This window comes from Sinorhizobium medicae, from assembly GCF_007827695.1.
Classification (GTDB): Bacteria; Pseudomonadota; Alphaproteobacteria; order Rhizobiales; family Rhizobiaceae; genus Sinorhizobium; species Sinorhizobium medicae.
In genome coordinates this window covers 117184-139116 of record NZ_VITA01000005.1, presented here as the reverse complement: position 1 = coordinate 139116, position 21933 = coordinate 117184, and the positions used below count along the sequence as shown (strand labels likewise).

The following is a 21933-nucleotide window of genomic DNA, read 5'->3' as shown; positions in this document are numbered from 1 at the left end:
GGGTCGCGGAGGCGGGCGTGGGAGCTTTCGGCCGGATCGCAAGTTTCAGCGTCTGGCGCATCGCAAATCGAGGTTTATAACGAAGCCATCGACATGAAGATCAACCGAAAGAGATCAGAGGTGACGAACCGCACATCGCCGTTGGCTCCCTTCAGGCACGACATCTTCCGCACGATCTGGATCGCGAGCCTTGCTTCCAATTTCGGCGGGCTGATCCAGGCCGTGGGTGCGGCCTGGCTCATGACGTCCATTTCGCAATCGGTGAACATGGTGGCGCTGGTGCAGGCCTCGACCTCGCTGCCGATCATGCTCTTCTCACTCGTTTCCGGCGCGCTTGCCGACAATTTCGACCGGCGGCGGATCATGCTCGTCGCTCAGAGCTTCATGCTCGCCGTTTCGGGGCTGCTTACCGTCTGCGCCTATTACGGTATCGTTACGCCGTGGCTTCTGCTCATCTTCACCTTTCTTCTCGGCTGCGGCACGGCTTTGAACAATCCATCCTGGCAGGCTTCGGTCGGCGACATGGTTCCGCGTGACGACCTGCCGGCAGCGGTGGCGCTGAACAGCATGGGATTCAATCTGACCCGCAGCGTCGGCCCGGCGATCGGCGGCGCGATCGTCGCAGCCGCGGGTGCCGCGGCCGCCTTCGCCGCCAACACACTCAGCTATTTCGCGATCCTGTTCGCGCTTGCCCGATGGAAACCGGTAACCCCGGAAAACCGGCTGCCGCGCGAGACGCTCGGGCGCGCCGTTTCCGCGGGCCTGCGCTACGTGGCGATGTCGCCCAATATCGGCAAGGTGCTCGTGCGCGGCTTCGCCTTCGGCCTTTCGGCGAGCGCCATTCTCGCCCTGCTGCCGCTGGTGGCGCGCGACCTCGTCGGCGGCGGGCCGCTCACTTACGGCGTCATGCTCGGCGCCTTCGGCCTCGGCGCGATCGGCGGCGCGCTTTTGAGCGCAAGGCTGAGGGAATTCCTCACGAGCGAGGCGATCGTGCGTTATGCCTTTGCCGGCTTCGCCTTCAGCGCATTGGTCACAGCCATTAGTTCGGAAGCCTGGCTGACCTGTCTCGTGCTCGCTGTTTCCGGCGCGTGCTGGGTGCTGGCGCTTTCGCTCTTCAACACCACGGTGCAGCTTTCGACACCGCGCTGGGTCGTCGGCCGGGCGCTTTCGCTCTATCAGACGATGACCTTCGGCGGGATCGCCGGCGGCAGTTGGCTGTGGGGTGTCACCGCCGAACAATACGGCGCAGCCAACGCGCTCATCGGCTCCTGTCTTCTGATGCTCGTGGGGGCGGCGATCGGACTGCGCTTCGCCCTGCCGGAGTTCAAGTCGCTCAACCTCGACCCGCTCAACCGCTTCAACGAACCGCTGCTCGAACTCGACCTGAAGCCGCGCAGCGGGCCGATCGTCGTCATGATCGATTACGATATCGCCGATAACGACATACCCGAATTCCTGAAGACCATGGCCGAGCGGCGGCGCATCCGCATCCGTGACGGGGCCGGGCATTGGGCGCTCATGCGCGACCTCGAAAACCCGACGACCTGGACCGAGACTTATCACGTGCCGACCTGGGTCGAATATGTCCGCCACAATCAGCGCCGTACCCAGGCCGACGCCGCCATTGGGGACAAGCTGACCGCACTCCATCGGGGACCGAACCCGCCGCGGGTGCACCGCATGATCGAGCGGCAGACGATCGTTCCCGACCATTACGAGCGCTACAAGCGATCCGTCGAGATGCACTGAGCGGGGGTCGGAGGGTGGGAATGCCCCTCAACCGGCTGCCGTCACCTTCTCCCCGCAGGCGGGGCGAAGGGAAATGCCGCGATCGCTCGCTCGCTCGACACGGCCGTGAAGATCAGGTGGCGCCGCGAGTCTCCTTCGCCCCGCTTGCGGGGAGAAGGTGGCAGGCAGGCCGGTTGAGGGGCGGACGCGCGCGCCCAACCGAAGGTCACCGCAGCTTTGCTTTCAGCGAAACATCCGGAAAGCAGGTGGGCTTGAGGCCGTTCTTCGCCTGCCAGTCGCCGAGCGAGCGGCGGGTCTTGTAGCCCGGCAGCCCGTCGGCCTTGCCGACGTCGTAGCCCTTCGCGACCAGGGCCTTCTGCAGGCCGAGCACATCGGACCGCAACATGCCGCCGACGTCGCCCCACTTGCCCCGGAAGGCGCCGCCGCCGGTCGCGATGCGATCCGCGAGATTGCCTATATAGAGCGCGTAGAGGTCGGAATTGTTGTATTCCTTGATCACGTAGAAGTTCGGCGTAACGATGAATTGCGGGCCATGCGTGCCCGCCGGGACCAGCATCATGCCTGAGGCCCCGCGTTCTGCCGCCGGGAAGGGCTTGCCCGATACGCGGCCGATCCCCATGCCGGCCCATTCGGCGATCGGGCGAGCAAGGTCCGGACCCTCCTGGGCACAGGAGACGCCCGACGGGATCGCGACCTCGAAACCCCAGTCGCGCCCGCGCTGCCAGCCCTTCTGCGCCAGATAACTGGCGATCGAGGCGAGGCTGTCCGGTACGGAATTCCAGATGTCGCGGCGTCCGTCCCCGTCGAAATCGACGGCATATTTCAGGAAGCTCGTAGGCAGGAACTGCGGCTGGCCCATGGCGCCGGCCCAGGAGCCGCGCATCTCGGCCTCCTTGACGTCACCGCTGTCTAGAATATGGAGCGCCGCGATCAGTTCGCGCCGGAAAAGCTCCGGCCGCGTCGACATGAAGGCCTTGGTCGCCAGCACATCCATGATCGGGTGCGGGATTTTGGCGCGGCCGAAGCCGGACTCCTTGCCCCAGATGGCCAGGACGATCGTACCGGGAACGCCATAGGTCCTTTCAATGCGCTTCAGGGTGGAGGCGTGGGTAGAGGCAAGACTGCGGCCTGTCGCAGCGAGACCCTGCAGGCGCTTTTCCGAGAAATAGGAGCCGGGGGAAGAAAACTCCGCCTGGCTCTGCTTGCGCTGCTTCGGCTTGGGGAAGCCGGGCGGCGCGAGGTCGGGCAGATCCCAATTGAGCCTTACGCCCTTGAACGCCGCTTTAAAGGCGCCGCTCGATACGCCGGCTTTCTGCGCTTCCGGCCAGAGATCGCTTTGAAGCCATTGGCGGAACTGCGCTTCGACGTCAGACCTGGACGCAGCGAAGGAGGCGGAGACAAAGAACAGGCTGGCCAGGAACAGGACGGAAAGGAATCTCAGCATCTCTTTTCCTTGTTATCGAAGCTTGAGGCGAATTCTCAGATCGCCGTTCTCGCTCTCAGCGCGGCAGCGAGCGTTCCCTCGTCAAGATAGTCCAGCTCGCCGCCGACGGGGACACCATGAGCGAGGCGGGTGATCCTCACCTCCATCCCTTCGAGCTGATCGGTGATGTAATGCGCTGTCGTCTGGCCCTCGACCGTGGCGTTGACGGCGATGATCAGCTCGCGCACGCCGCCCTTGGCGACACGATCGACCAATGCCCTTATGTTCAGATCTTCCGGCCCGATGCCGTCGAGCGGCGAGAGCGTGCCGCCGAGCACGTGATAGGCGGCGTTCATCGCGCCGGCGCGCTCCAGCGCCCAGAGATCGGCGACGTCTTCGACGACGATGATCACCGCCTGATCGCGCCGCTCGTCGCCGCAGACCGTGCAGGGATCGATGGTGTCGACATTGCCGCAGCAGGAGCAGATCTTGACCTTGCGATGGGCCTCGCCCATGGCCTCGGCAAGCGGCCCGAGCAGCTGCTCCTTCTTCTTGACGAGATGCAACGCCGCGCGGCGAGCGGAACGGGGTCCGAGACCCGGAACCTTCGCCAGGAGCTGGATGAGCTTTTCAATTTCGGGACCGGTGACTCGCTTTGCCATGCCCGGCTTTTAGACCAACCGCATAGTGCATGTCTCCTTAAATCGATCGCGATTCGAGGACGAAGACACGGAGCATTTTATCGCATTTGCCCGGAAATCAACGCACCGCGATGGCCACCGCCGCTCCGGCCATCGTGCCGGCGCTGGCCCGGTTGACGATCCGGACCGCACGGCGGCTTTTCAGGAACTGCCGCGCCTTCGCGGCCATCAGCACCCAGGCCAGATCGATGACGACGAGCACGGCGAACATGGTGGCGACCAACTCTGCCCAGCCGAAGAGGCCGACCGAGCCGAGATCGATGATCGAGGGAAGCAGCGCCACATAGAACATCATGATCTTGGGATTGCCGAGCGTGACCGTCAGCCCGGCGAAGAACATCTTCGATGAAGACCGGGTTTCCGGAATATTTTCGCCGGGCATTTGCGGCTCGGCCGCCCACATTTTCCAGGCGAGAAAGAGGAGATAGGCGACACCGGCCCATTTGATCGCGACGAAAACCCAATGGAACGTCCCGGCGATCGCCGCGAGGCCGGCAACCGCGAAGGAGAGCCAGACCGCCTCGCCGATCCACATGGCGGCGAGGAAAGGCAAGACGTCACGTGCGCCTTTGGCGAGCACACGGGCGACGAGCGCTGCGATGCTCGGCCCCGGCGAGCCGGCGGCGATCAAAAGCGCACCGGCAAAGACGAGCAGCGATGCGATGCTCATGTCATTATCCCTCCCGCAAACGGCGGGCAATATAGCACGCTTTCCCGCCCAAAACAGCGATCACGGGGCAGCGGCCGAGGAACCGGAGATCAGAACGGCAGCTTCATGCCCGGGGGGATCGGCAATCCCGCGGTCAGTTCGCGGGTCTTTTCCGCCTGCACCGCCTCGGCTTTATCCTTGGCATCCTTATGGGCAGCCACGATGAGATCTTCGAGGATCTCGACGTCGTCTTCCTTGAAGAGCGATGGGTCGATTTTCAGGCTTTTCATATGGCCCTTGCCGTCGAGGCGAACGGTGACGAGGCCGCCGCCGGAGGCGCCGTCGATTTCGAGCGCGGCGATCTCAGCCTGCATCTTCTCCATCTTGGCCTGCATTTCCTTGACCTTGCCCATCATACCCATGATGTCGCGCATCGTCGTCTCCTGTCCTTTGGTATTTCCAAGTGTTTTATCGCTACGCACGTCCGGGCGGAAAACCTTTACACAGTCTTCCTGGAAGTGCTCCAAAGTGCCGCATCGCTGCGATGCGCCTATTCGATATCGTCCCCCGGGACGATATCGCCGTCCTCGGATTCGGCCGCGGCCGGTGCGAGGTTCTCGATCTCCTCTTCCGCCGCGCGGATGCGAACATCTGTGATCCTCGCGCCGGGAAAGCGCGCAAGAATGGCAGCGACGTCAGGATCTTCGCGCGCATCGTTGACGCGCTGTTCCTGGGCGCGCTGCTCGGCCTCGGCCAGGGTCGGCTCGCCCTGTTCGCGGCTGTAGCTCACGACCCAATGGATCCCGGTCCACTCCTTGAGCTTGACGGCGAGTTCGTTCAAGAGCGTCTTCGGCGCATCGTCGGGCAGGTTGACGTCGAGCCGGCCGGGCTCGATATGCACGAGCCTCAGGAAACCACGCACCAGCGTCTTCAGCTTTATATCCCGGTTCTTCGCGCAGAGATCGGCGATGTCGCCGACCGAGTTGACCGGCACCTTCGGTTCGGGCTTCGCAGCCGGGCTTGCAATCGGACGCTCTTCGATGCGGCCAACCTCGACCGGTTGCGCCGCCGAGTTCGGCACCGCGCGCAGCATGGTCGCGCCGTTGCCGCTGGCGCGCGACGCACCCGTCGCTACGGCGCGAGCCTCGACCGACGCGGCGGCAAACGCCTGCGCACCACCGCCACCGCCACCGCCATTCGGCGACGGGCGCCCGGCTCCTTCGCTGCCCGAAAGATCGAGGAGCCGCCGGGCCGCCTCTTCGGGCGAAGGCAGATGGGCCGCATGGGCAAGCCTGATCAGCACCATCTCGGCAGCACCCGCGGGGCGCGCCGAACTCTCCGCCTCGGGTATGCCCTTGAGCAGCATCTGCCAGATGCGCGACAGCGTCGTCACGGCAACGCTGCCGGCGAATTCCGCCCCGTGCCGACGCTCGATCTCGCTCAGGGATTGGTCGTTGATCGCATCAGGCACATATTTCAGCCGTGTCACCAGATGGGTGAAGTCGGCAAGGTCTGTCAGGACTACCGTCGGATTGGCGCCTGCTTCATATTGCGCGGCGAATTCGTGCAGCGCGGCGGCGACATCGCCCTTTATGATGTGCTCGAAAAGATCGACGATCCGCGCCCTGTCGGCAAGTCCGAGCATCGAGCGCACGGTTTCAACCTCGACCGAGCCGCCACCATGGGCGATCGCCTGGTCGAGCAGCGACAGGCCGTCACGCGCCGAGCCTTCCGCCGCGCGGGCGACCATTGCCAATGCCTCCGGATCGAAGGGAACACCCTCCTTGCCGAGAATGGTGGAAAAGAGACCGACCAGATCGGAAGCGCTGATCCGCCGCAGATCGAAGCGCTGGCAGCGCGACAGAACGGTAATCGGAACCTTACGGATCTCCGTCGTCGCGAAAATGAACTTCACATGCTCCGGCGGCTCCTCGAGCGTCTTCAGCAGCCCATTGAAGGCCTGCGTCGAGAGCATGTGCACTTCATCGATGATATACACCTTGTAGCGCGCCGATACCGGCCGGTAGCGCACCTGCTCGATGATCTCGCGGATATCGTCGATGCCGGTATGCGAGGCGGCGTCCATCTCGATCACGTCGACATGGCGGCCGTCCATGATCGCCTGGCAGTGCTCGCCGGGGAGCCTCAGGTCGATGGTGGGCTTGTCGATCCCGGTGGTCTTGTAATTCAGCGCCCGCGCCAGGATGCGCGCCGTCGTCGTCTTGCCGACTCCGCGCACGCCGGTCAGCATATAGGCCTGAGCGATGCGGCCGGTCTCGAAGGCGTTGGTGAGCGTACGCACCATAGGCTCCTGTCCGACCATCAGATCGGAGAAGTCCTTGGGGCGGTATTTGCGCGCCAGAACACGGTAGGCGGCGGGCTTCTCGACGGATGAAATCGGGATTGAAGTGGGCGCTTCGTCGCTCATCGACCCTGCCGCTGTTCGAACTCTTGCCCCGACTGGGACGAAGAAGGCCCCGACTGGGACGAAGAAGGTGGTGTCCCGACAGGACGGAGAAGGTGGGAGGCTGGCACGGTGACCCGTGCCGGGGCTCGTTAGGGCTGCTTCCTTCCGGACCTGACCCGGTTGGCGAGTGGCTCGTCCACCACCAACCTCCCGGCCTCCATATCGGCAATATCTGTAGCAAATGCAAGCCAAGCCTTCAAAAAACTGGTATCGATATACAAACAAAGGCGAATTCGTTTGATCCCGGGAGATTTTCTTGACGACCTTCACGCTTGACGAGCGACTTCAGCGCGACGGCCTGCCGATCGGCACACTCGGTCTTTGCCAGCTGCGGCTGATGAATGATCGCCGCTGGCCATGGCTGATCCTCATACCCCAGCGCGCCGACGTTTCGGAGGTCTTCGAACTGACGCCGCTCGACCAGACGATGCTGACCTTCGAGACCAATCTGGTTGCGGCAGGCCTGAAAAAGGCGACCGGCGCCGCGAAAATCAATATCGGCGCGCTGGGCAATATCGTCCGGCAGCTGCACGTGCATATCGTAGCCCGCCGTGAAGGTGATCCGAACTGGCCGGGGCCCGTCTGGGGTTTCGGCAGGGCCGAGCCCTGGCCGGAGGAGGACCACAGGGCATTCGCAGCCAGCATCATGGAAAATCTCTGAGCATGACGAAAACGATCTTCGACCTTCACAGCCCGCACCCGGAGCCAAGCACGCTCGTCGCCTTCGCGGAGAACCACCTGGACCGCCGGTCCGAGCATCGGCCGGATGACTGCGTCGAGGCGGCGCTTAAGCATCCCGGTGCCCATTTCCTGGCTTTTTCCGGAGCGAAGCTGATCGTCAAGCACGACGAGAAGATCATCGATCCGCTGTTCGCCCCCTATGAACTGGCGGGGCTCGAGCCGACCATGGACGATGCGGTCCTGCTTGGATTTCTGCCGAACGGCGAGCCGCGTATTGCCGTCCCTTCGGGGCTTACCGAGGAGACCGTTCCGGAGCCCTTCAAGATAGCCGACGCCCGCATGCTCTATCGCCAGCAGATGCTGCCGGAGGAATTGCTGGGTCAGTTCGCTCAAGGGTCGAGCCTGATCGTATGGAACGCCAACAACCGGTTCTGCGGCCGCTGCGGGGGCCCGATGGATGGTGCCGGCGGAGGTTATCGGCGCATCTGTACCGCATGCGGGCATTTGGTCTTCCCGCGGACCGACCCGGTGGTCATCATGCTGACGATCGACCTCGAGCGTGATCAATGCCTACTCGGCCGCAGTCCGCATTTCGCGCCGGGCATGTATTCCTGCCTCGCCGGTTTCGTCGAACCGGGCGAGACGATCGAAAACGCGGTGCGGCGGGAAACGCTCGAGGAGTCCGGTATCCGCATCGGCCGCGTGCGCTATCACGCCTCACAGCCCTGGCCGCTCCCCCATTCGCTGATGATCGGCTGCTACGCGGAAGCGAGGTCGACCGCCATCAAGCGCGACGAGCAGGAACTGGAGGATGTTCGCTGGTTCACGCGGGCGGAAACCGAAGCGATGCTGGAGCGCGCCACCGGCGTCGCCGACACGGGAGACGAGCACATTCCGCCGCCGAAGGGCGCGATTGCGCACCAGCTCATGCGCGACTGGCTCGCCTGGCCCGAGCGCGACTGAGAGCAGCCTAGTGATCTTGCCCAGAAGACACCGAGCGGCTCTGGGCAACGGCATCACTGAAACGCTCACACCCCGCACGGAGGCGGGGTGTGGAAGACTCTGGATGCTGCGCGCTCAAATGCGGCGCGCAGCCATCGCTGTATTAGCGGCCGTAGACGGCAGCCTGAATCTGGGAACGGGAAATACCGATGTCGCTGAGCGCATGATCGTCGAGCGCGTTGAGCTCGCGGACCGCGCGGCGCATCTTTACATATTCCGTGATCTTCTGGCGGATTTTCATCTTCTTAGCTCCTTCTTCGTACGAGAGCTAAATAGGCATTTGCTTAAGATTTAAGTAGTTCCATGATTGCAAATTAGGCATGCGCTGGACGCGTAGCCGGTTAACGAATTTTGCCATTTTGACGTGGGACCGTCATAACCCGAAGCGCCCCTGTCTGATCGGTCATGGCGGCCCCCACAGTCATCCTCGGGCTCGACCCGAGGATGACTGTGGGGTTGGGGGAGAGCCAGAGCCACAGGGTTGGGAGCCACGGAGTTGGGGAGCCACGATCAATCGCAGTGGCTCCGGCGCGGTTCAAATGATCTCGCGCGCCACTGACCCAAGACCGCCTTCGTCATCGGCGCCGATCTTCAGAGCACACCGCGCATCGGATGCGCCGGATAAGTGCCGAGAATGCGTACGTTTTCGGAGAAGAAGCGCAACTCGTCCATTGCGTGGCGCACGCCGATATCGTCGGGGTGACCTTCGATATCCGCATAGAACTGGGTCGCCACGAACCTGCCGCCGAGCTGATAGCTCTCGAGCTTGGTCATGTTGATGCCGTTCGTCGCGAAACCGCCCATGGCCTTGTAGAGCGCCGCCGGGATATTGCGCACGTTGAAGACAAAGGTCGTGATGATCAGCTCGTCCTTTGACGTGCGCGCCGCCCGTTTCTCTTCCCGCGACAGCACGACGAAGCGCGTGACGTTGCTGTCGGTGTCTTCCACGTTCTCGGCGATGATTTCGAGTCCGTAGAGATCGGCGGCAAGGCGCGGAGCAAGCGCCGCCATGGAGCGGTCTCCGACTTCCCTGACGAGCTTGGCGGCGCCGGCCGTATCGCCCGCGACCACCGGCTTCCAGCCATTGGCACGCACGATCTTGCGGCATTGTCCGAGCGCGTGGATATGGCTGTGAACCGTACGTATCTCGTCGCGTTTGACGCCGGGCAGCACCATCAGCTGGAAGCGAATCGGCATGAAATATTCGCCGACGATGTTAAGGCGCGATTCCGGCAGGAGGTGGTGAATGTCGGCGACTCGACCGGCGATCGTGTTCTCGATCGGGATCATCGCGAGATCGGCCTCGCCGTTTTCCACCGCCAGGAAGGCATCTTCGAAGGTTTGGCAGGGCAGCGGCTCCATCGCCGGGAACATGTCGCGGCAGGCCATGTCGGAATTGGCGCCGTAGTCGCCCTGAAAGGAAATCCGGTTGGTCTTGGCTGTCACGTCAGTTCCCCTTGATGTGAAAATCTCAGGCCCGGGCCGAAAGGATCCGGCGGGCCTTGTCGAGATCTGCAGGCGTGTCGACGCCGAGCGGCACCGAATCGACGATCTCCACATCGATGCGCATGCCCGCTTCGAGCGCCCGCAGCTGTTCCAGCGATTCGCGCTTTTCAAGCGCCGACGGCTTCAACGAAACGAAGGTCTCGAGTGCCCTGCGGCGATAGGCGTAAAGGCCGATATGGTGATAGAGAGGACCTTCGCCGTAGGGCGCGGTCGCGCGGGTGAAATAGAGCGCGCGGAAGCGGCTCTGCGACAGCGGCGAGCCGACGACCTTGACGACGTTGGGGTTGGTCTTTTCGTGCTCGTCGGTGATCGCCACGGTCAGCGTGGCAATGTCCGTCGAAGGATTTTCCAGCGGCTTCAGTGCCGCACGGATCGGGCCGGGCTCGATGGTCGGCAAATCGCCCTGCACGTTGATGACGATTTCCGCCTCACCTTGCGGATCGGCCTTAAGAAGCGCCTCGTGAATCCGGTCGGAGCCGGACTGGTGGTCGACCCGCGTCATGATCGCCTCGAAGCCGGCGTCGCTCACGGCTGCGAAAACCTCCGGATGATCCACGGCCACCACGATCCGGCCGACCTCGGCCTCCGCCGCCCGCCTTGCCACCTGCACGATCATCGGCAGCCCGCAAATGTCGGCAAGCGGCTTGCCGGGCAGGCGCGTCGACGCCATGCGCGCCGGAATGAGTACGAGGGCTTTGCCCGCTTGTTCACGATTCATGATCCGGCCTTTTGAAACCCGGAGAAAGTGTCAAAACGTCTCACTCCGGGGTTGATAATCTCTGTTGCAACGCAGAGCCAAAAGACATAGGTTCCGCGCGATTTCAAGATGGGCCGGTTTTTTGTTTGCACCGGTGGCAAAGGGAGCGTTTGCAGATGAATCCATATGTGAACATGGGTGTGGGTGCCTTGTTGGGTACGGTCTTCGTACTGATGACCGTCTCAATCGCGTCGGAAGGCATTTTCCATTCCGAAGCTCCCGAGAAGGAAGGCTTCGCGATCGTCGCGGAGGAAACGGCCGGCGAAGCCGGTGCCGCCGGCGGCGAAGAAGCGAAATCCGAGCCGATCGGGCCTCTGCTCGCCAGCGCCGATGCACCCGCCGGCGAGGCCGTGTTCAAGAAATGCGCAAGCTGTCACACCGTGGAGAAGGGCGGACCGAACAAGGTCGGCCCTAATCTCTGGGACATCGTCAATCGCCCGATCGCCTCGCATGAGGGCTTCAGCTATTCCGCCGGCATGCAGACCTTTTCCGAAGGCGGCAAGGTCGTGTGGGACTACGATCACCTGAGCTACTTCCTCGAAGCGCCGAAAAAGCACGTGCCGGGCACGGCCATGGGCTTTGCCGGTCTCAAGAAGACCGACGAGCGCGCCAACTTGATCGCCTGGCTGCGTGAGCATTCGGACAACCCCGCACCGCTTCCCGAAGCCGGCGCAGGCTCTACCGAGGCGGCACCCGCCGAAGGTCAGGCGCCCGCCGCCGCCGAAGGCAACGCGGCCCCTGCTCCCGCTGAAGGCACTTCCGCTCCAGCTGACACAGCGGCTCCGCCTCCGGCCGAAGGCGGCGCAGCGCCAGCACCTGCTGCCGGCAGCGCAGCTCCGGCACCTGCTGTCGGCGAAACGGCTCCCGCGGGTCAGACCGGCGCTCCAGCGCCTGCGCCGGCGAACTGATTTGCCGCCAGTATACAGGCATCTGCCGATCCTCCCGAAAACCCGGTCGAACGATCGGGTTTTTCATATTCCGCAGTTGTGATGAGCTCGGCCGCGTCATGATGTAGAATGCCGCGACACGGAATGGCCGAGGCCATTCGCACCTACAGCGCCGGGCGTCGGACGCACAAGGCCGCTGGAGCGTTTTTGAATTGCTGCAGGTCTTGTCTTCTCATCGTATAGGATGAAAGGAACGTCCAGCAGCAGAGATATATAATGCGGGCGCATCAATCGCTCGCAACGAAGGAGCAGACGACAGATGACCGGTGCCGGTGAGCAGACTTTCCTGTTCGAGCAAAACGCGAACCCCTTGGCAACGAGCGAGCGCGAGGCTCTGCTTGCTAATCCCGGCTTCGGGCGCGTGTTCACCGACCATATGGTGACGATCCGCTATTGCGAAAGCCGCGGCTGGCACGATGCGAAGGTTGGCCCGAGAAAAGCCTTTGATCTCGATCCGTCCACACTCGTGCTGCACTACGCGCAGGAGATCTTCGAGGGCATGAAGGCCTATGGGCTGCCCGGCGGCGGCGCCACGCTGTTTCGTCCCGATGCGAATGCGCGGCGTTTCCGCAACTCCGCACTTCGGCTCGCAATGGCGCCCCTGCCGGAGGAGCTCTTCATCCGATCGGTACGCGAACTGGTGCGTGTCGACCGGGACTGGATACCGGCCGCTGAAGGAGCCGCACTCTATCTCCGGCCGTTCATGATTGCCACGGAGGTACTGCTTGGGGTGAAGCCTTCGGCCGAATACCTCTACTGCGTCATTGCTTCCTCTGTCGGTTCCTACTTCAAGGGTGGCGCTCCAGCGGTAACCATATGGGTTTCGGAGAACTTCACGCGGGCAGCGCCCGGCGGCACCGGAGAGGCAAAATGCGGCGGCAACTATGCCGCAAGCCTCGCGGCTCAGGCCGAGGCGATGCAGGAGGGCTGCGAACAGGTGGTGTTCCTGGACGCGGTGGAACGCCGCTTTGTCGAAGAACTCGGCGGCATGAACGTCTTCTTCGTCTTCCGGGACGGCTCATTGCAGACGCCTCCGCTCACCGGCACCATTCTCCCGGGCATCACGCGCGATTCGCTGATCACGCTCGCCCGCGATATGGGGATGACGGTGCGTGAAGAACCCTATGCGATCGATCAGTGGCAGGCGGATGCGGAAAGCGGCCGTCTCACCGAAGCCTTTGCCTGCGGGACGGCGGCTGTTGTGACCCCGATCGGCAAGGTCAAGGGCCGCGAGCACAGCTTCACCATCGGTGACGGTGGTGCCGGTCCGGTCGCAAACCGCCTGAAGGCGGCACTGCTCGATATCCAGAACGGCCGCGCGCCGGACAGGCATGGCTGGCTCGACCGGCTGTTCTAACCGCCATAAGCGTGTCTGGTCAGCGGCCCCTCACATCAAGAGATAAGCCCATATCGACACGCTGACCACGCCGAGCGCGGTCGTCAGCGTAATGGTCGAGGAGGCGAGCCCGTGTCCGACATTGAAGTGGTTGGCGATCAGCCAGGCGTTGACGCCGGTCGGGACTGAGGAGGTGAGCACCAGCGCCGCGGTCCAGCTGTCGTTCAGGCCCAGCAGGTGGCACGCGGCAAAAACGGCGCCGGGCAGCACCAGGAGCTTGAGCGTGCTCGTCACGGTTGCAAGGCCGGTGTTGCCGGCAAGGCCGTACTTGTCGAGGGCCATGCCGATAGAGACGAGCGCTGCAGGCGCCGCAACGCCTGCAAGCTGGTCGACGACGGTCTTCACCGGCCCGCCGAGCGGCTGCCCGAGAAGGTGGAAGAGAGCGCCACAGGCAAGGCCTATCACAAGCGGATTGCGGACCAGATTGCGCGCAACACCGCCCATGAGTTTCCATATCCCCTGCCCCGGCGTTCCGGTCGTCTGGCGATCCGCTCTCTCCATCAGAACCGTTCCGGCGATCATCATGACCGGCAGATGGACCGAGAGCAGGATCGACAGGGCAACGATGCCGTCTTCGCCGACAAGACGGGAAACCAGGGGCAGTCCAATGAAGACGGTATTGGCGAAGGCGGACGAGACGCCCGCAAGCACCCCCATGCGCGCGTCGCGACCGAACCCGATCGTTGCTGCAAGGTGGCCGATGGCCCAGGTCACCGCGACGCCGGAGAAGTAGGCGACCCAGAGCGGCCAGGGGGACCCTTCCTTGAAATCCGCCTCGGCGATGGTACGAAAAAGAAGCACGGGCACCGCGACCCGGAAGACGAAGTCGCCGAGCGCTTCGCCGACAGCCGGCTTCAGATAGCCGAGGCGGACGATGAGCCAGCCGGTCAGGATCAGGACAAAGATCGGTAGAACGTTCAGGAAGACGTCGGACATGGAAGAGCCTTGAATGGTTTCCAAGCCATAGACCCGTTCGCGCCGCGGAGGCAAGGGAGGCTCATCCGATGAGACGACTTGAATCGGGGCCGCAGCGAGCCAACATGCAGCAATTGCAGAAGATTTACGGGCAACAGTGCGACCGGAACATTCCTGTGCTGCCGGGCGTTGCGTCCAAGGAGGGAACGCTGGGAATGCCAAATGAATACCCTACCTACTCCCACAAGGACGACGATCCTCATCTGACCGATGACGATCTCGCAGCAAAAGTCCTGCACTTCCTTCGCTACGCAACCTCCCTGGATACGAGCGATATGGAGGTGATCGCCCTGGGCAACATCGTCGTACTCTCCGGTACCGTCGGAAGCGAAGCGGACATCGCCACTGCCGGCGAGGCAGCCGCATCCGTCATCGGCGTTTCGAGCGTCGAAAACAGGCTGGTCATGCGTGAGGGCGAAGACTGAAGCGCGTTGCGCCGACTGGCGACCTATCAAACTTCTACAGCCGGCAAACCGCAACTGAGCCGCATACCTCCCGGATGCAGCCGCGCAGCCAGCGATGCGCAGGGTCGGCATGGAGCCGCGGATGCCAGAGCAGAGATACCGTGATCTGCGGCACCTGAAACGGCAGCGGAAAGCTGTGCATTCCGGCCCGTAAAACGCTCGTGTGGCGCTCCGGAACGCTGGCGACCAGATCGGAAGCGCGAGCCAGCGCCAATGCGCTCGAAAAGCCGCCCACCGTGGTGACGATCTCGCGCTCCAACCCGATCGCCCCCAGCGCTACGTCGATACCTGTTACGGCCTTGTCGAGGCCCCGCCGCGAGGCCAGGATATGCCTGCCGGCCGCGTAAAGCTCCGGAGTCACTTCGCCCCTGCTCAGGCCGTGGCCTTTGCGAACGACGCCAACGAACCGGTCGCGAAACAGAGCTTGTGTCCGTAATTCCGGCCCCGTCGTCTCGGCTAGGACGCCCGTCTCGAGATCGACGCTCCCGTCCCGAAGCGGACCGCTGTCCTTGTTCGGCTTCTGCACGAAACACAGGCGCACGCCGGGCGCTTCCGCGCCCAGACGGGAAAGGAGGGTGGGCCCGAAATTCTCGACAAAGCCATCGCTGGTGCGCAGGGTAAAGGTCCGTACCAGCCGCTCGATCTCGAGTTTTCCTTGCGGACGCAGGACGGCTTCCGCTTCCTCCACCAGCCGGCCGACCCTCTCGCGCAGTTCGAGCGCCCGCGGCGTGGCAACGAGGCCGCGCCCGGCTCGAACGAGAAGCGGGTCGCCCGTCGTCTCACGCAACCGCTGGAGCGCCCGGCTCATGGCCGAGGGGCTCAAGCGCAGCCGCTTCGCGGCGCGCGCGACGCTGCCTTCGGCGAGCAGCACGTCCAGGGTGACGAGGAGGTTGAGATCGGGCTTCGGCATGAATGGATAGTAGCACCGTTTCGGTCATGATATAGCGTGAAACGCACGAATGCAGTGCAAATCGTGCGGGTTCCGCCATACCAGGTGAACGGCTAGCCTCCCGAGGAGCTTTTGGTCCTCAGGAGAAATGTTCATGTCGAAACCAGCCATTGCCGCACCGGACGAGGCTTCAGGATCGGGTGGGGCCGCTGCGGCGCAATGGGCGCTCGCCAGTCTTTCGCTCTCCGTCTTGCTGTCCTCACTTGGAACCAGCATCGCGAATGTCGGTCTGCCGAGCCTCGCTGCGGCATTCTCCGCCTCGTTTCAGCAGGTCCAGTGGGTCGTCCTTGCCTATCTGCTCGCCATCAGCACGCTGATCGTGACCGTCGGCCGTCTCGGCGACATTATCGGGCGCCGGCGGCTGCTTTTAGCCGGAATCCTTCTGTTCACGCTGTCGTCGGCCTTGAGCGGCGCTGCATCGAACCTGCCGGTGCTGATCTTCGCCAGGTCGGTGCAGGGGCTCGGGGCGGCGGTCATGATGACGCTCGCAATGGCGCTGGTCGGCGATGCCGTCGCAAAGGAAAGGACGGGGAGCGCAATGGGCCTGCTTGGCACCATGTCGGCAGTCGGCACCGCTCTCGGGCCGTCCCTTGGAGGTGTGCTGATTGCCGGTCTCGGCTGGCGGGCGATCTTTCTCGTCAACGTGCCGCTCGGGGCCCTCGCCTTTCTTCTCGCTTGGCGATCGCTACCCGCCGATCGCCAAACGCCTGAGGCGGAGCGCCCGGGCTTCGACGTTCGGGGCACGCTGCTGCTCGGCTTTACGATCGCTGCCTACGCGCTCGCCATGACGGTCTCGCGCGGCGGTCTCGGCCCGCTTAACCTGTCTCTGCTGGCGGCCGCCATCCTCGGTGCGGGCCTGTTCGTCCTTGTCGAGCGTCGGGCGGCATCGCCTCTGATTCGCCTCCAGACCCTTCGCAACCCGGTTCTCGCCGCGGGGCTCGCCATGAGCACCCTCGTCTCGACGGTGATGATGGCGACATTGGTGGTCGGACCCTTCTACCTCTCGCGCTCGCTTGGCCTCGGCGCAACAATGGTAGGGATCGTGATGGCAGCGGGCCCGGTCGTCTCCGCCCTCAGCGGCCTGCCTGCCGGCCGTGCCGTCGACCGCCTGGGCGCCCCATTCATGATCCTCGCCGGTCTCGTCGCGATGGCCGCCGGTTCGTTCGCCCTGTCGGTGCTTCCGGAAATGTTCGGCGTCGCGGGTTATCTTGCCGCCATGCTCGTCCTGACGCCGGGCTACCAGCTGTTCCAGGCAGCCAATAACACCGCTGTCATGAGGGATGTCCGCCCGGATCGGCGCGGCGTCGTCTCCGGCATGCTCAACCTGTCGCGAAATCTCGGGCTCGTCACCGGCGCATCGGCCATGGGCGCCATCTTCGCCTTCGCAACGGCTGAAGATGTCGCAGCGGCAAATGCCGGGACCGTTTCGGCCGGGATGCAAGTCACTTTCGCAGTCGCCGGCGTCCTTGTCATCGGTGCGCTCCTCATCGCGCTCCGGAGCCGCGCTCTCGCAAGAAGCGCCGAGCGAGTGGCAATGCCGGGTCGAGACCGAACTTGAATATGGTACCAAATAATGAGCACGGCTCGATCCGCCGGGCCGACATCGAGGCGCTGTTTGGATGAGCGTGTTTCTGTTCGGCGAAGTGCGCGTCTCTCATCGACCGCATCCTCACCGGCTACGGACGAGGGTGCAGTTGCCAGCATCCGGAAATGGCTGGACGAACACGGAGTAGAGCCATGAACAATGTTGTGGAATCAACGGCGAGTAGGCGATTGTCGATTTCGATGCTGAGATTCAGATGACGCGCGGCGAGTTTGTCGACTTGAATGGGGGGCCGACTTCTATGCCAAAGCGACCACGATCTGATCGAGGCAGGCCGCAGGTCGCTGGCCGTTTATCGCGGAATGTGCCTGGACAAGGGCATCGGGCCGCGACCACATATGGCTCGCCAGCTTCATGCATTATGATCTGGGATATTTCGATGACGAGACATGCAGACTGGAACCACTTCAAAATCCGTTCGGGCCGACAGTGTTACCTATGTCTCAGGAATAAATCGTAACCTATGTGTCCAGAATGGACCAAGTGCTGATGGCGGACAGAGAGGGATTCGAACCCTCGATACGCTTTCACGTATACACGCGTTCCAGGCGTGCGCCTTCAACCACTCGGCCACCTGTCCATCCTTCGGCAGCCGACGGTCGATCCGGCTGGATGGGGAAAAGCAGAAGCTTCTCCGCGTCGCCGGCAACAGCGGCGGACGGGCGCGATATATACCGATGATACGCGCGGGATCAACTGGTTTCTGACATATTATTGACATGCCGTGAAAGGTGCTGCGCACGAGCACCATTGCGCTTGGCAGGCCTTGCGCCTATCTCTTGCGCAGGATGAGCCGAAAGGGGGAGCGGATGCGGTTGCTGCTGCGGTTTGCGAGCTTTCTGGCGCTGATGGCCGCGGTCTTTGCCGGGACCATCGATTCGATCCAGTCGGTCGCGGCCTCGGAGCCGGTCGTCACCTCTCTTGCGGAAGGTATTGCGGCGATCGGGTCCGACGCGTTGAACTGGGTTCAATCGCTTCAGCGTACCGGAGCCGGGCCCGCAATTTGGCTGAGGGCGCTGCATTGGATTCTGGCGCAACCCGCCTTCGCCGTTTTTCTTTGCGTCGCCCTCCTCCTGTGGATGGCCGGATACAGGAGAAAACCCGCCGCGGGGCGCTTTGCCGCCTGAGCGCCGGACCCGTCCAGCTGGTTTCATGCCTGGCGAGCGCTGACGAAAGGAGCCGCAGATGTTTCTGATCGATATGTTCAACAAGAAGACCATCCTGCCCGATGCGGCGACCGCGCTGGCCGGCCGGGAAGGGGAAATCTCGACCGCAGCCGACCACTTCGTCTCCGGCCGGCCGCTCAAGGGCCCCTACCCGGACGGCATGAAGAAGGTGCTTTTCGGCATGGGCTGCTTCTGGGGAGCGGAACGTCTTCTGTGGGAGATCCCGGGCGTCTACGTGACGGCAGCCGGCTATTCCGGCGGTCTCACGCCCAATCCGACCTATCAGGAGACGACGACGGGGCTGACCGGCCACACCGAGGTGGTGCTCGTGGTCTACGATCCGGCCAGAGTTTCGTTTCAGCGCCTGCTGAAGACATTCTTCGAGGAGCACGACCCGACCCAGGGCATGCGCCAGGGAAACGATGTCGGCACGACCTATCGTTCGGCCATCTATGTCTATGACGAGGAGCAGCTTGCCGAGGCGAATGCCGCGCGAAACGCTTTCCGGAAAGCTCTGAAGGCGTACAAGCACGATCGCGAGATCACCACCGAGATCGCGATGGCCGGACCATTCTATTTCGCCGAAGAATATCACCAGCAATATCTCGCCAAGAATCCGGACGGCTATTGCGGGCTGCGCGGTACCGGCGTCAGCTGCCCGATCGGCGCCTGACCCCTCCTGTCGAGCGGAAGTGCGGGGGCACTTCCGCTCCTGATTTCAGCCGGAAGACGCCTTCGGCCAAGCCCGTTTCGGCGGCCGGTTAGCTTTTTACCATCCGAAAAATTTCGAGTGTTTTTTTTGCCGAAGCCGTGCAAGGATGCGGCCACCCAAGCCTTAAAGAGAGGGGCGGGTTCCGCGGTGGGGGCCCCGTTCGGGACCAGCGGAAGACCCGATAAGATCAATAGCGACAACAGGGCTGTACAATGAAAAAAACCATTCTCGGTCTCCTTGCATTCTCGATGATGTCCGCGACCGCATTGGCCGCCGACATCAAGCCGGCGATCATCTACGACCTCGGCGGAAAGTTCGACAAATCCTTCAACGAAGCGGCTTTCAACGGCGCCGAAAAATTCAAGGCGGAAACCGGCATCGAATATCGCGAGTTCGAGATCGCCAACGACGCGCAGCGCGAACAGGCGCTGCGCCGCTTCGCCAGCGACGGCAACAGCCCGATCGTCATGGCCGGATTCAATTGGGCCGCATCGCTCGAGAAGATCGCGCCGGAATATCCGGATACCGAATTCGCGATCATCGACATGGTTGTCGAAAAGCCCAACGTCAAATCGATCGTCTTCAAGGAGCAGGAAGGCTCCTACCTCGTCGGCGTGCTCGCCGGGCTCGCCTCCAAGACCAAGACGGTCAGCTTCGTCGGCGGCATGGACATCCCGCTGATCCATAAGTTCGCTTGCGGCTACGTGGGCGGCGCGAAGTCTACCGGCGAAGGCGTCAAGGTGCTGGAAGCCTATACCGGCACCACGCCCGATGCGTGGAACGACCCGGTCAAGGGCGGCGAGATCGCCAAATCGCAGATCGATCAGGGATCCGACGTCGTCTATCACGCCGCCGGCGGAACCGGTGTCGGCGTGCTCCAGGCGGCAGCGGATGCGGGCAAGCTCGGGATCGGCGTCGACTCCAACCAGAATATGCTGCAGCCGGGCAAGGTGCTGACTTCGATGCTGAAGCGCGTCGACGTTGCCGTCTACGACGCCTTCACGGCCGCAAAGGATGACAAGTTCGAATTCGGAGTCTCCAACCTCGGCCTCAAGGAAGATGGCGTCGGCTACGCTCTCGACGAGCACAATCAGGCGCTTGTCACGCCGGAAATGAAGGATGCCGTCGAGAAGGTGAAGGCCGATATCATCGCCGGCAAGGTTCAGGTTCACGACTATATGACCGACGAGACCTGCCCTTACTGATCTTCATACAGGATGTTCGAGAAAGCCTCCGGTTCGTGATGACCGGAGGCTTTTCCTTCTATAGCGGAACGGATCAGAAATGCGGCGGCCGCGTTACCGGGACCGCCTCGCGCGACTCTTCCTCGAGACTAAGGAAGCGCTCGGTCAGACGCTCGAGCTTCACACGCGTCTGCTCCACGATTTTCCACTGTTCGGCCAGTTGATCCGAAAGCTCTTCGATCGTCTTGAGCTGGTGCGCCACCGCTTCTTCCAGGCGGGTGATCCGGTCCTCTGCATCGCCCATCGTGCTTCTCCGTCGCTGGCTACTGCATGTTTCCTTTAATCGGATCCGATTGAAGGACAAGAACATGCAGCAGATCAAAGTGCTACAGCGACCTTTGTGCGTCTGATAAGACGCACGGCGCTGTAGAGGTCGGGCGCAGAATGACGACACGCCGTCGCGTGTCAAGGCAGCGTCCGCGCGCCTCTGTTCAAGGCCCTCGGCGATTGCTTCATGCCGTCGACTTCAATCCCCGCGCACCCGCAGTTGCGGTGCCCGCAAAGTCGGGGTCTCGCGTTGAAAGCATCTTGTGCAGGTGTACCATCATCCCCGCGGCAAAGAGCGGCGTCAGCAGATTAAGCAGAGGCACGGCAAGGAACGCCGCCAGCAAGAGGCCGGCGAGAAACACCGTCGAGCGATGCTTGGCGCGGAAGAGGCGCGCCTCCGCAGGCGGACGATGGCGCATGGCGGCGAACTCGAAGAATTCGCGGCCGAGCAGATAGCCGTTGACGAGGAAGAAGGCGACGATATTGACGCCCGGCACCAACAACAGGAACAACGCGACGATATTGCCGAGAACGACGACTCCGAGGAATTTCGCCGAACCGGTGATCGCCTCTACCAGAGGCAGCGGCGTGCCGGGCGCCTCGGCGGGATAATCACGCTTCTCGACCACCTCGGCCACATCGTCGAGAAAGAAGCCGGCAATCAGCGCCGTCACCGGCGCCAGCAGCAGCGCCAGTGCGAGTGCGAGGCCGAGACTTGCGAATAATCCGACAACGAAAGTGAGCCATCCCGCCCAGTCGGGTGTGCCCGGCATGAGTGCATCGATCCAGGGCAGAGCAAGCCAGACGAAAACTTCGCGCAGCGCGAACCAGAGTGCGACGAGCGCCAGCAACGTCAACCCAATGACCTTCCAGAAGACCGTGCGCGTCTCCGTCGCAAAGAGATTGGCGAAGGCAAGGCGCGCCGCATCGAATATCATGTCCGTCTCCCTGGCCGATGAGTTGAACCGAAAGGCATGTAGGCAGAGCGGTTGAAAGGCACAAGGCAAGTGAAGCGGTTTTCCCGCGACGATCGTTTCCGGCCTGCGGCGTAACTCGGCCAAGGATAGGGGATTTGTTTTTCATCGCAAACCTATGCTTGTCGCCCGTTTCCGGCAGCGCAACTGCGACGCGGGAGTCTTTTCGGCCAAGACCTGTGCTGGCCGGATTTCAGGAATTGTCGCTGGAGGAGCCTTGCTCTATTGCATTGCTGGAAAGCAGGGCACTGTCGTGTACGGTCGGCGGATGCGATATGCTGGAGCGGGATGAGGAAGGCGC

Annotated in this window: 22 protein-coding genes, 1 tRNA gene and 1 other RNA gene; 10 read left to right on the top strand and 14 right to left on the bottom strand. The window is 62.9% G+C overall.

Translation table 11 applies throughout. The features are described 5' to 3' along the window. Positions 1-93 precede the first annotated feature (93 nt). Entirely contained in the window at positions 94-1749 is a 1656-nt protein-coding gene (locus FB009_RS10290; RefSeq protein ID WP_012067635.1) for an MFS transporter, read from the top strand. A gap of 205 nt (positions 1750-1954) precedes the next feature. On the opposite strand, the gene FB009_RS10285 is transcribed toward FB009_RS10290, so the two are convergent. The 6 genes from FB009_RS10285 to ffs all read right to left on the bottom strand — a co-directional run bounded on the left by FB009_RS10285 (position 1955) and on the right by ffs (position 7140). Further along, positions 1955-3193, bottom strand: a complete 1239-nt coding sequence (locus FB009_RS10285) for a lytic murein transglycosylase (protein ID WP_012067634.1) — start codon at positions 3191-3193, stop codon at positions 1955-1957. 35 nt (positions 3194-3228) lie between these two features. Beyond that, positions 3229-3834, bottom strand: a complete 606-nt coding sequence (gene recR / locus FB009_RS10280; RefSeq protein ID WP_012067633.1) for a recombination mediator RecR — start codon at positions 3832-3834, stop codon at positions 3229-3231. 97 nt (positions 3835-3931) lie between these two features. After that, positions 3932-4543: a LysE family translocator gene (locus FB009_RS10275; protein ID WP_012067632.1), complete on the bottom strand. Its 612-nt coding sequence runs from the start codon at positions 4541-4543 to the stop codon at positions 3932-3934. An 89-nt stretch (positions 4544-4632) separates the two neighbouring features. Next, the gene (locus FB009_RS10270; protein ID WP_012067631.1) at positions 4633-4956 is read right to left on the bottom strand and encodes a YbaB/EbfC family nucleoid-associated protein; all 324 of its coding nucleotides are present in this window, start codon (positions 4954-4956) and stop codon (positions 4633-4635) included. Positions 4957-5072: 116 nt separating this feature from the next. Further along, entirely contained in the window at positions 5073-6950 is a 1878-nt protein-coding gene (locus FB009_RS10265; RefSeq protein WP_024311295.1) for a DNA polymerase III subunit gamma/tau, read from the bottom strand. Between the two features lie 92 nt (positions 6951-7042). Then, an RNA gene (gene ffs / locus FB009_RS10260) (signal recognition particle sRNA small type) lies at positions 7043-7140 on the bottom strand. A gap of 105 nt (positions 7141-7245) precedes the next feature. On the opposite strand from ffs, the gene FB009_RS10255 reads away from it, so the two are divergent. Then, positions 7246-7650, top strand: coding sequence for an HIT domain-containing protein (locus FB009_RS10255; RefSeq protein WP_012067629.1), 405 nt, complete (start codon positions 7246-7248; stop codon positions 7648-7650). Between the two features lie 2 nt (positions 7651-7652). Beyond that, positions 7653-8633, top strand: coding sequence for an NAD(+) diphosphatase (gene nudC, locus FB009_RS10250; protein ID WP_012067628.1), 981 nt, complete (start codon positions 7653-7655; stop codon positions 8631-8633). A gap of 142 nt (positions 8634-8775) precedes the next feature. Here nudC and FB009_RS10245 read toward each other — a convergent pair whose 3' ends face one another. From FB009_RS10245 to FB009_RS10235, 3 genes are all read right to left on the bottom strand, one after another. Then, the gene (locus FB009_RS10245) at positions 8776-8913 is read right to left on the bottom strand and encodes a DUF1127 domain-containing protein (RefSeq protein ID WP_003533421.1); all 138 of its coding nucleotides are present in this window, start codon (positions 8911-8913) and stop codon (positions 8776-8778) included. Between the two features lie 350 nt (positions 8914-9263). Then, on the bottom strand, positions 9264-10118 hold the full coding sequence (locus tag FB009_RS10240; RefSeq protein WP_012067627.1) for a prephenate dehydratase: 855 nt from the start codon (positions 10116-10118) through the stop codon (positions 9264-9266). Positions 10119-10143: 25 nt separating this feature from the next. Then, positions 10144-10896: a 3-deoxy-manno-octulosonate cytidylyltransferase gene (locus tag FB009_RS10235; protein ID WP_012067626.1), complete on the bottom strand. Its 753-nt coding sequence runs from the start codon at positions 10894-10896 to the stop codon at positions 10144-10146. A gap of 155 nt (positions 10897-11051) precedes the next feature. Between FB009_RS10235 and FB009_RS10230 the strand changes: the two genes are divergently transcribed. Continuing rightward, entirely contained in the window at positions 11052-11843 is a 792-nt protein-coding gene (locus tag FB009_RS10230; protein WP_012067625.1) for a c-type cytochrome, read from the top strand. A 298-nt stretch (positions 11844-12141) separates the two neighbouring features. Further along, positions 12142-13239: a branched-chain amino acid aminotransferase gene (locus FB009_RS10225; protein WP_012067624.1), complete on the top strand. Its 1098-nt coding sequence runs from the start codon at positions 12142-12144 to the stop codon at positions 13237-13239. Between the two features lie 30 nt (positions 13240-13269). On the opposite strand, the gene FB009_RS10220 is transcribed toward FB009_RS10225, so the two are convergent. Further along, positions 13270-14214, bottom strand: a complete 945-nt coding sequence (locus tag FB009_RS10220) for an AEC family transporter (RefSeq protein WP_012067623.1) — start codon at positions 14212-14214, stop codon at positions 13270-13272. A 194-nt stretch (positions 14215-14408) separates the two neighbouring features. Here FB009_RS10220 and FB009_RS10215 point away from each other — a divergent pair, with 194 nt between their 5' ends. After that, complete coding sequence (locus FB009_RS10215; RefSeq protein WP_024311297.1) at positions 14409-14678, top strand: BON domain-containing protein; 270 nt, start codon at positions 14409-14411, stop codon at positions 14676-14678. Between the two features lie 34 nt (positions 14679-14712). On the opposite strand, the gene FB009_RS10210 is transcribed toward FB009_RS10215, so the two are convergent. Further along, positions 14713-15627, bottom strand: a complete 915-nt coding sequence (locus FB009_RS10210; protein ID WP_012067621.1) for a LysR family transcriptional regulator — start codon at positions 15625-15627, stop codon at positions 14713-14715. A 127-nt stretch (positions 15628-15754) separates the two neighbouring features. On the opposite strand from FB009_RS10210, the gene FB009_RS10205 reads away from it, so the two are divergent. Then, positions 15755-17224 carry an MFS transporter gene (locus FB009_RS10205; RefSeq protein ID WP_024311298.1) on the top strand — a complete coding sequence of 490 codons (1470 nt, stop codon included), beginning with the start codon at positions 15755-15757 and terminating at the stop codon, positions 17222-17224. Positions 17225-17759: 535 nt separating this feature from the next. On the opposite strand, the gene FB009_RS10190 is transcribed toward FB009_RS10205, so the two are convergent. After that, positions 17760-17849: transfer RNA gene (locus tag FB009_RS10190), tRNA-Ser, on the bottom strand. Between the two features lie 229 nt (positions 17850-18078). Between FB009_RS10190 and FB009_RS10185 the strand changes: the two genes are divergently transcribed. The 3 genes from FB009_RS10185 (at position 18079) to FB009_RS10175 (ending at position 20352) form a co-directional block, all read left to right on the top strand. Next, positions 18079-18396 (top strand): membrane protein, encoded by a 318-nt coding sequence (locus FB009_RS10185; protein WP_012067620.1) that lies wholly within the window; start codon positions 18079-18081, stop codon positions 18394-18396. A gap of 58 nt (positions 18397-18454) precedes the next feature. Continuing rightward, a complete protein-coding gene (msrA, locus tag FB009_RS10180; RefSeq protein WP_012067619.1) occupies positions 18455-19108 on the top strand; it encodes a peptide-methionine (S)-S-oxide reductase MsrA in 654 nt (217 codons plus the stop codon). Positions 19109-19359: 251 nt separating this feature from the next. Further along, positions 19360-20352 (top strand): BMP family lipoprotein, encoded by a 993-nt coding sequence (locus FB009_RS10175; protein ID WP_012067618.1) that lies wholly within the window; start codon positions 19360-19362, stop codon positions 20350-20352. A gap of 73 nt (positions 20353-20425) precedes the next feature. Here the strand turns inward: FB009_RS10175 and FB009_RS10170 are convergent, their stop codons facing one another. Beyond that, complete coding sequence (locus FB009_RS10170; protein ID WP_012067617.1) at positions 20426-20635, bottom strand: SlyX family protein; 210 nt, start codon at positions 20633-20635, stop codon at positions 20426-20428. A 208-nt stretch (positions 20636-20843) separates the two neighbouring features. Continuing rightward, positions 20844-21596, bottom strand: a complete 753-nt coding sequence (locus FB009_RS10165; RefSeq protein WP_012067616.1) for a sulfate transporter family protein — start codon at positions 21594-21596, stop codon at positions 20844-20846. Positions 21597-21933: the final 337 nt, after the last annotated feature.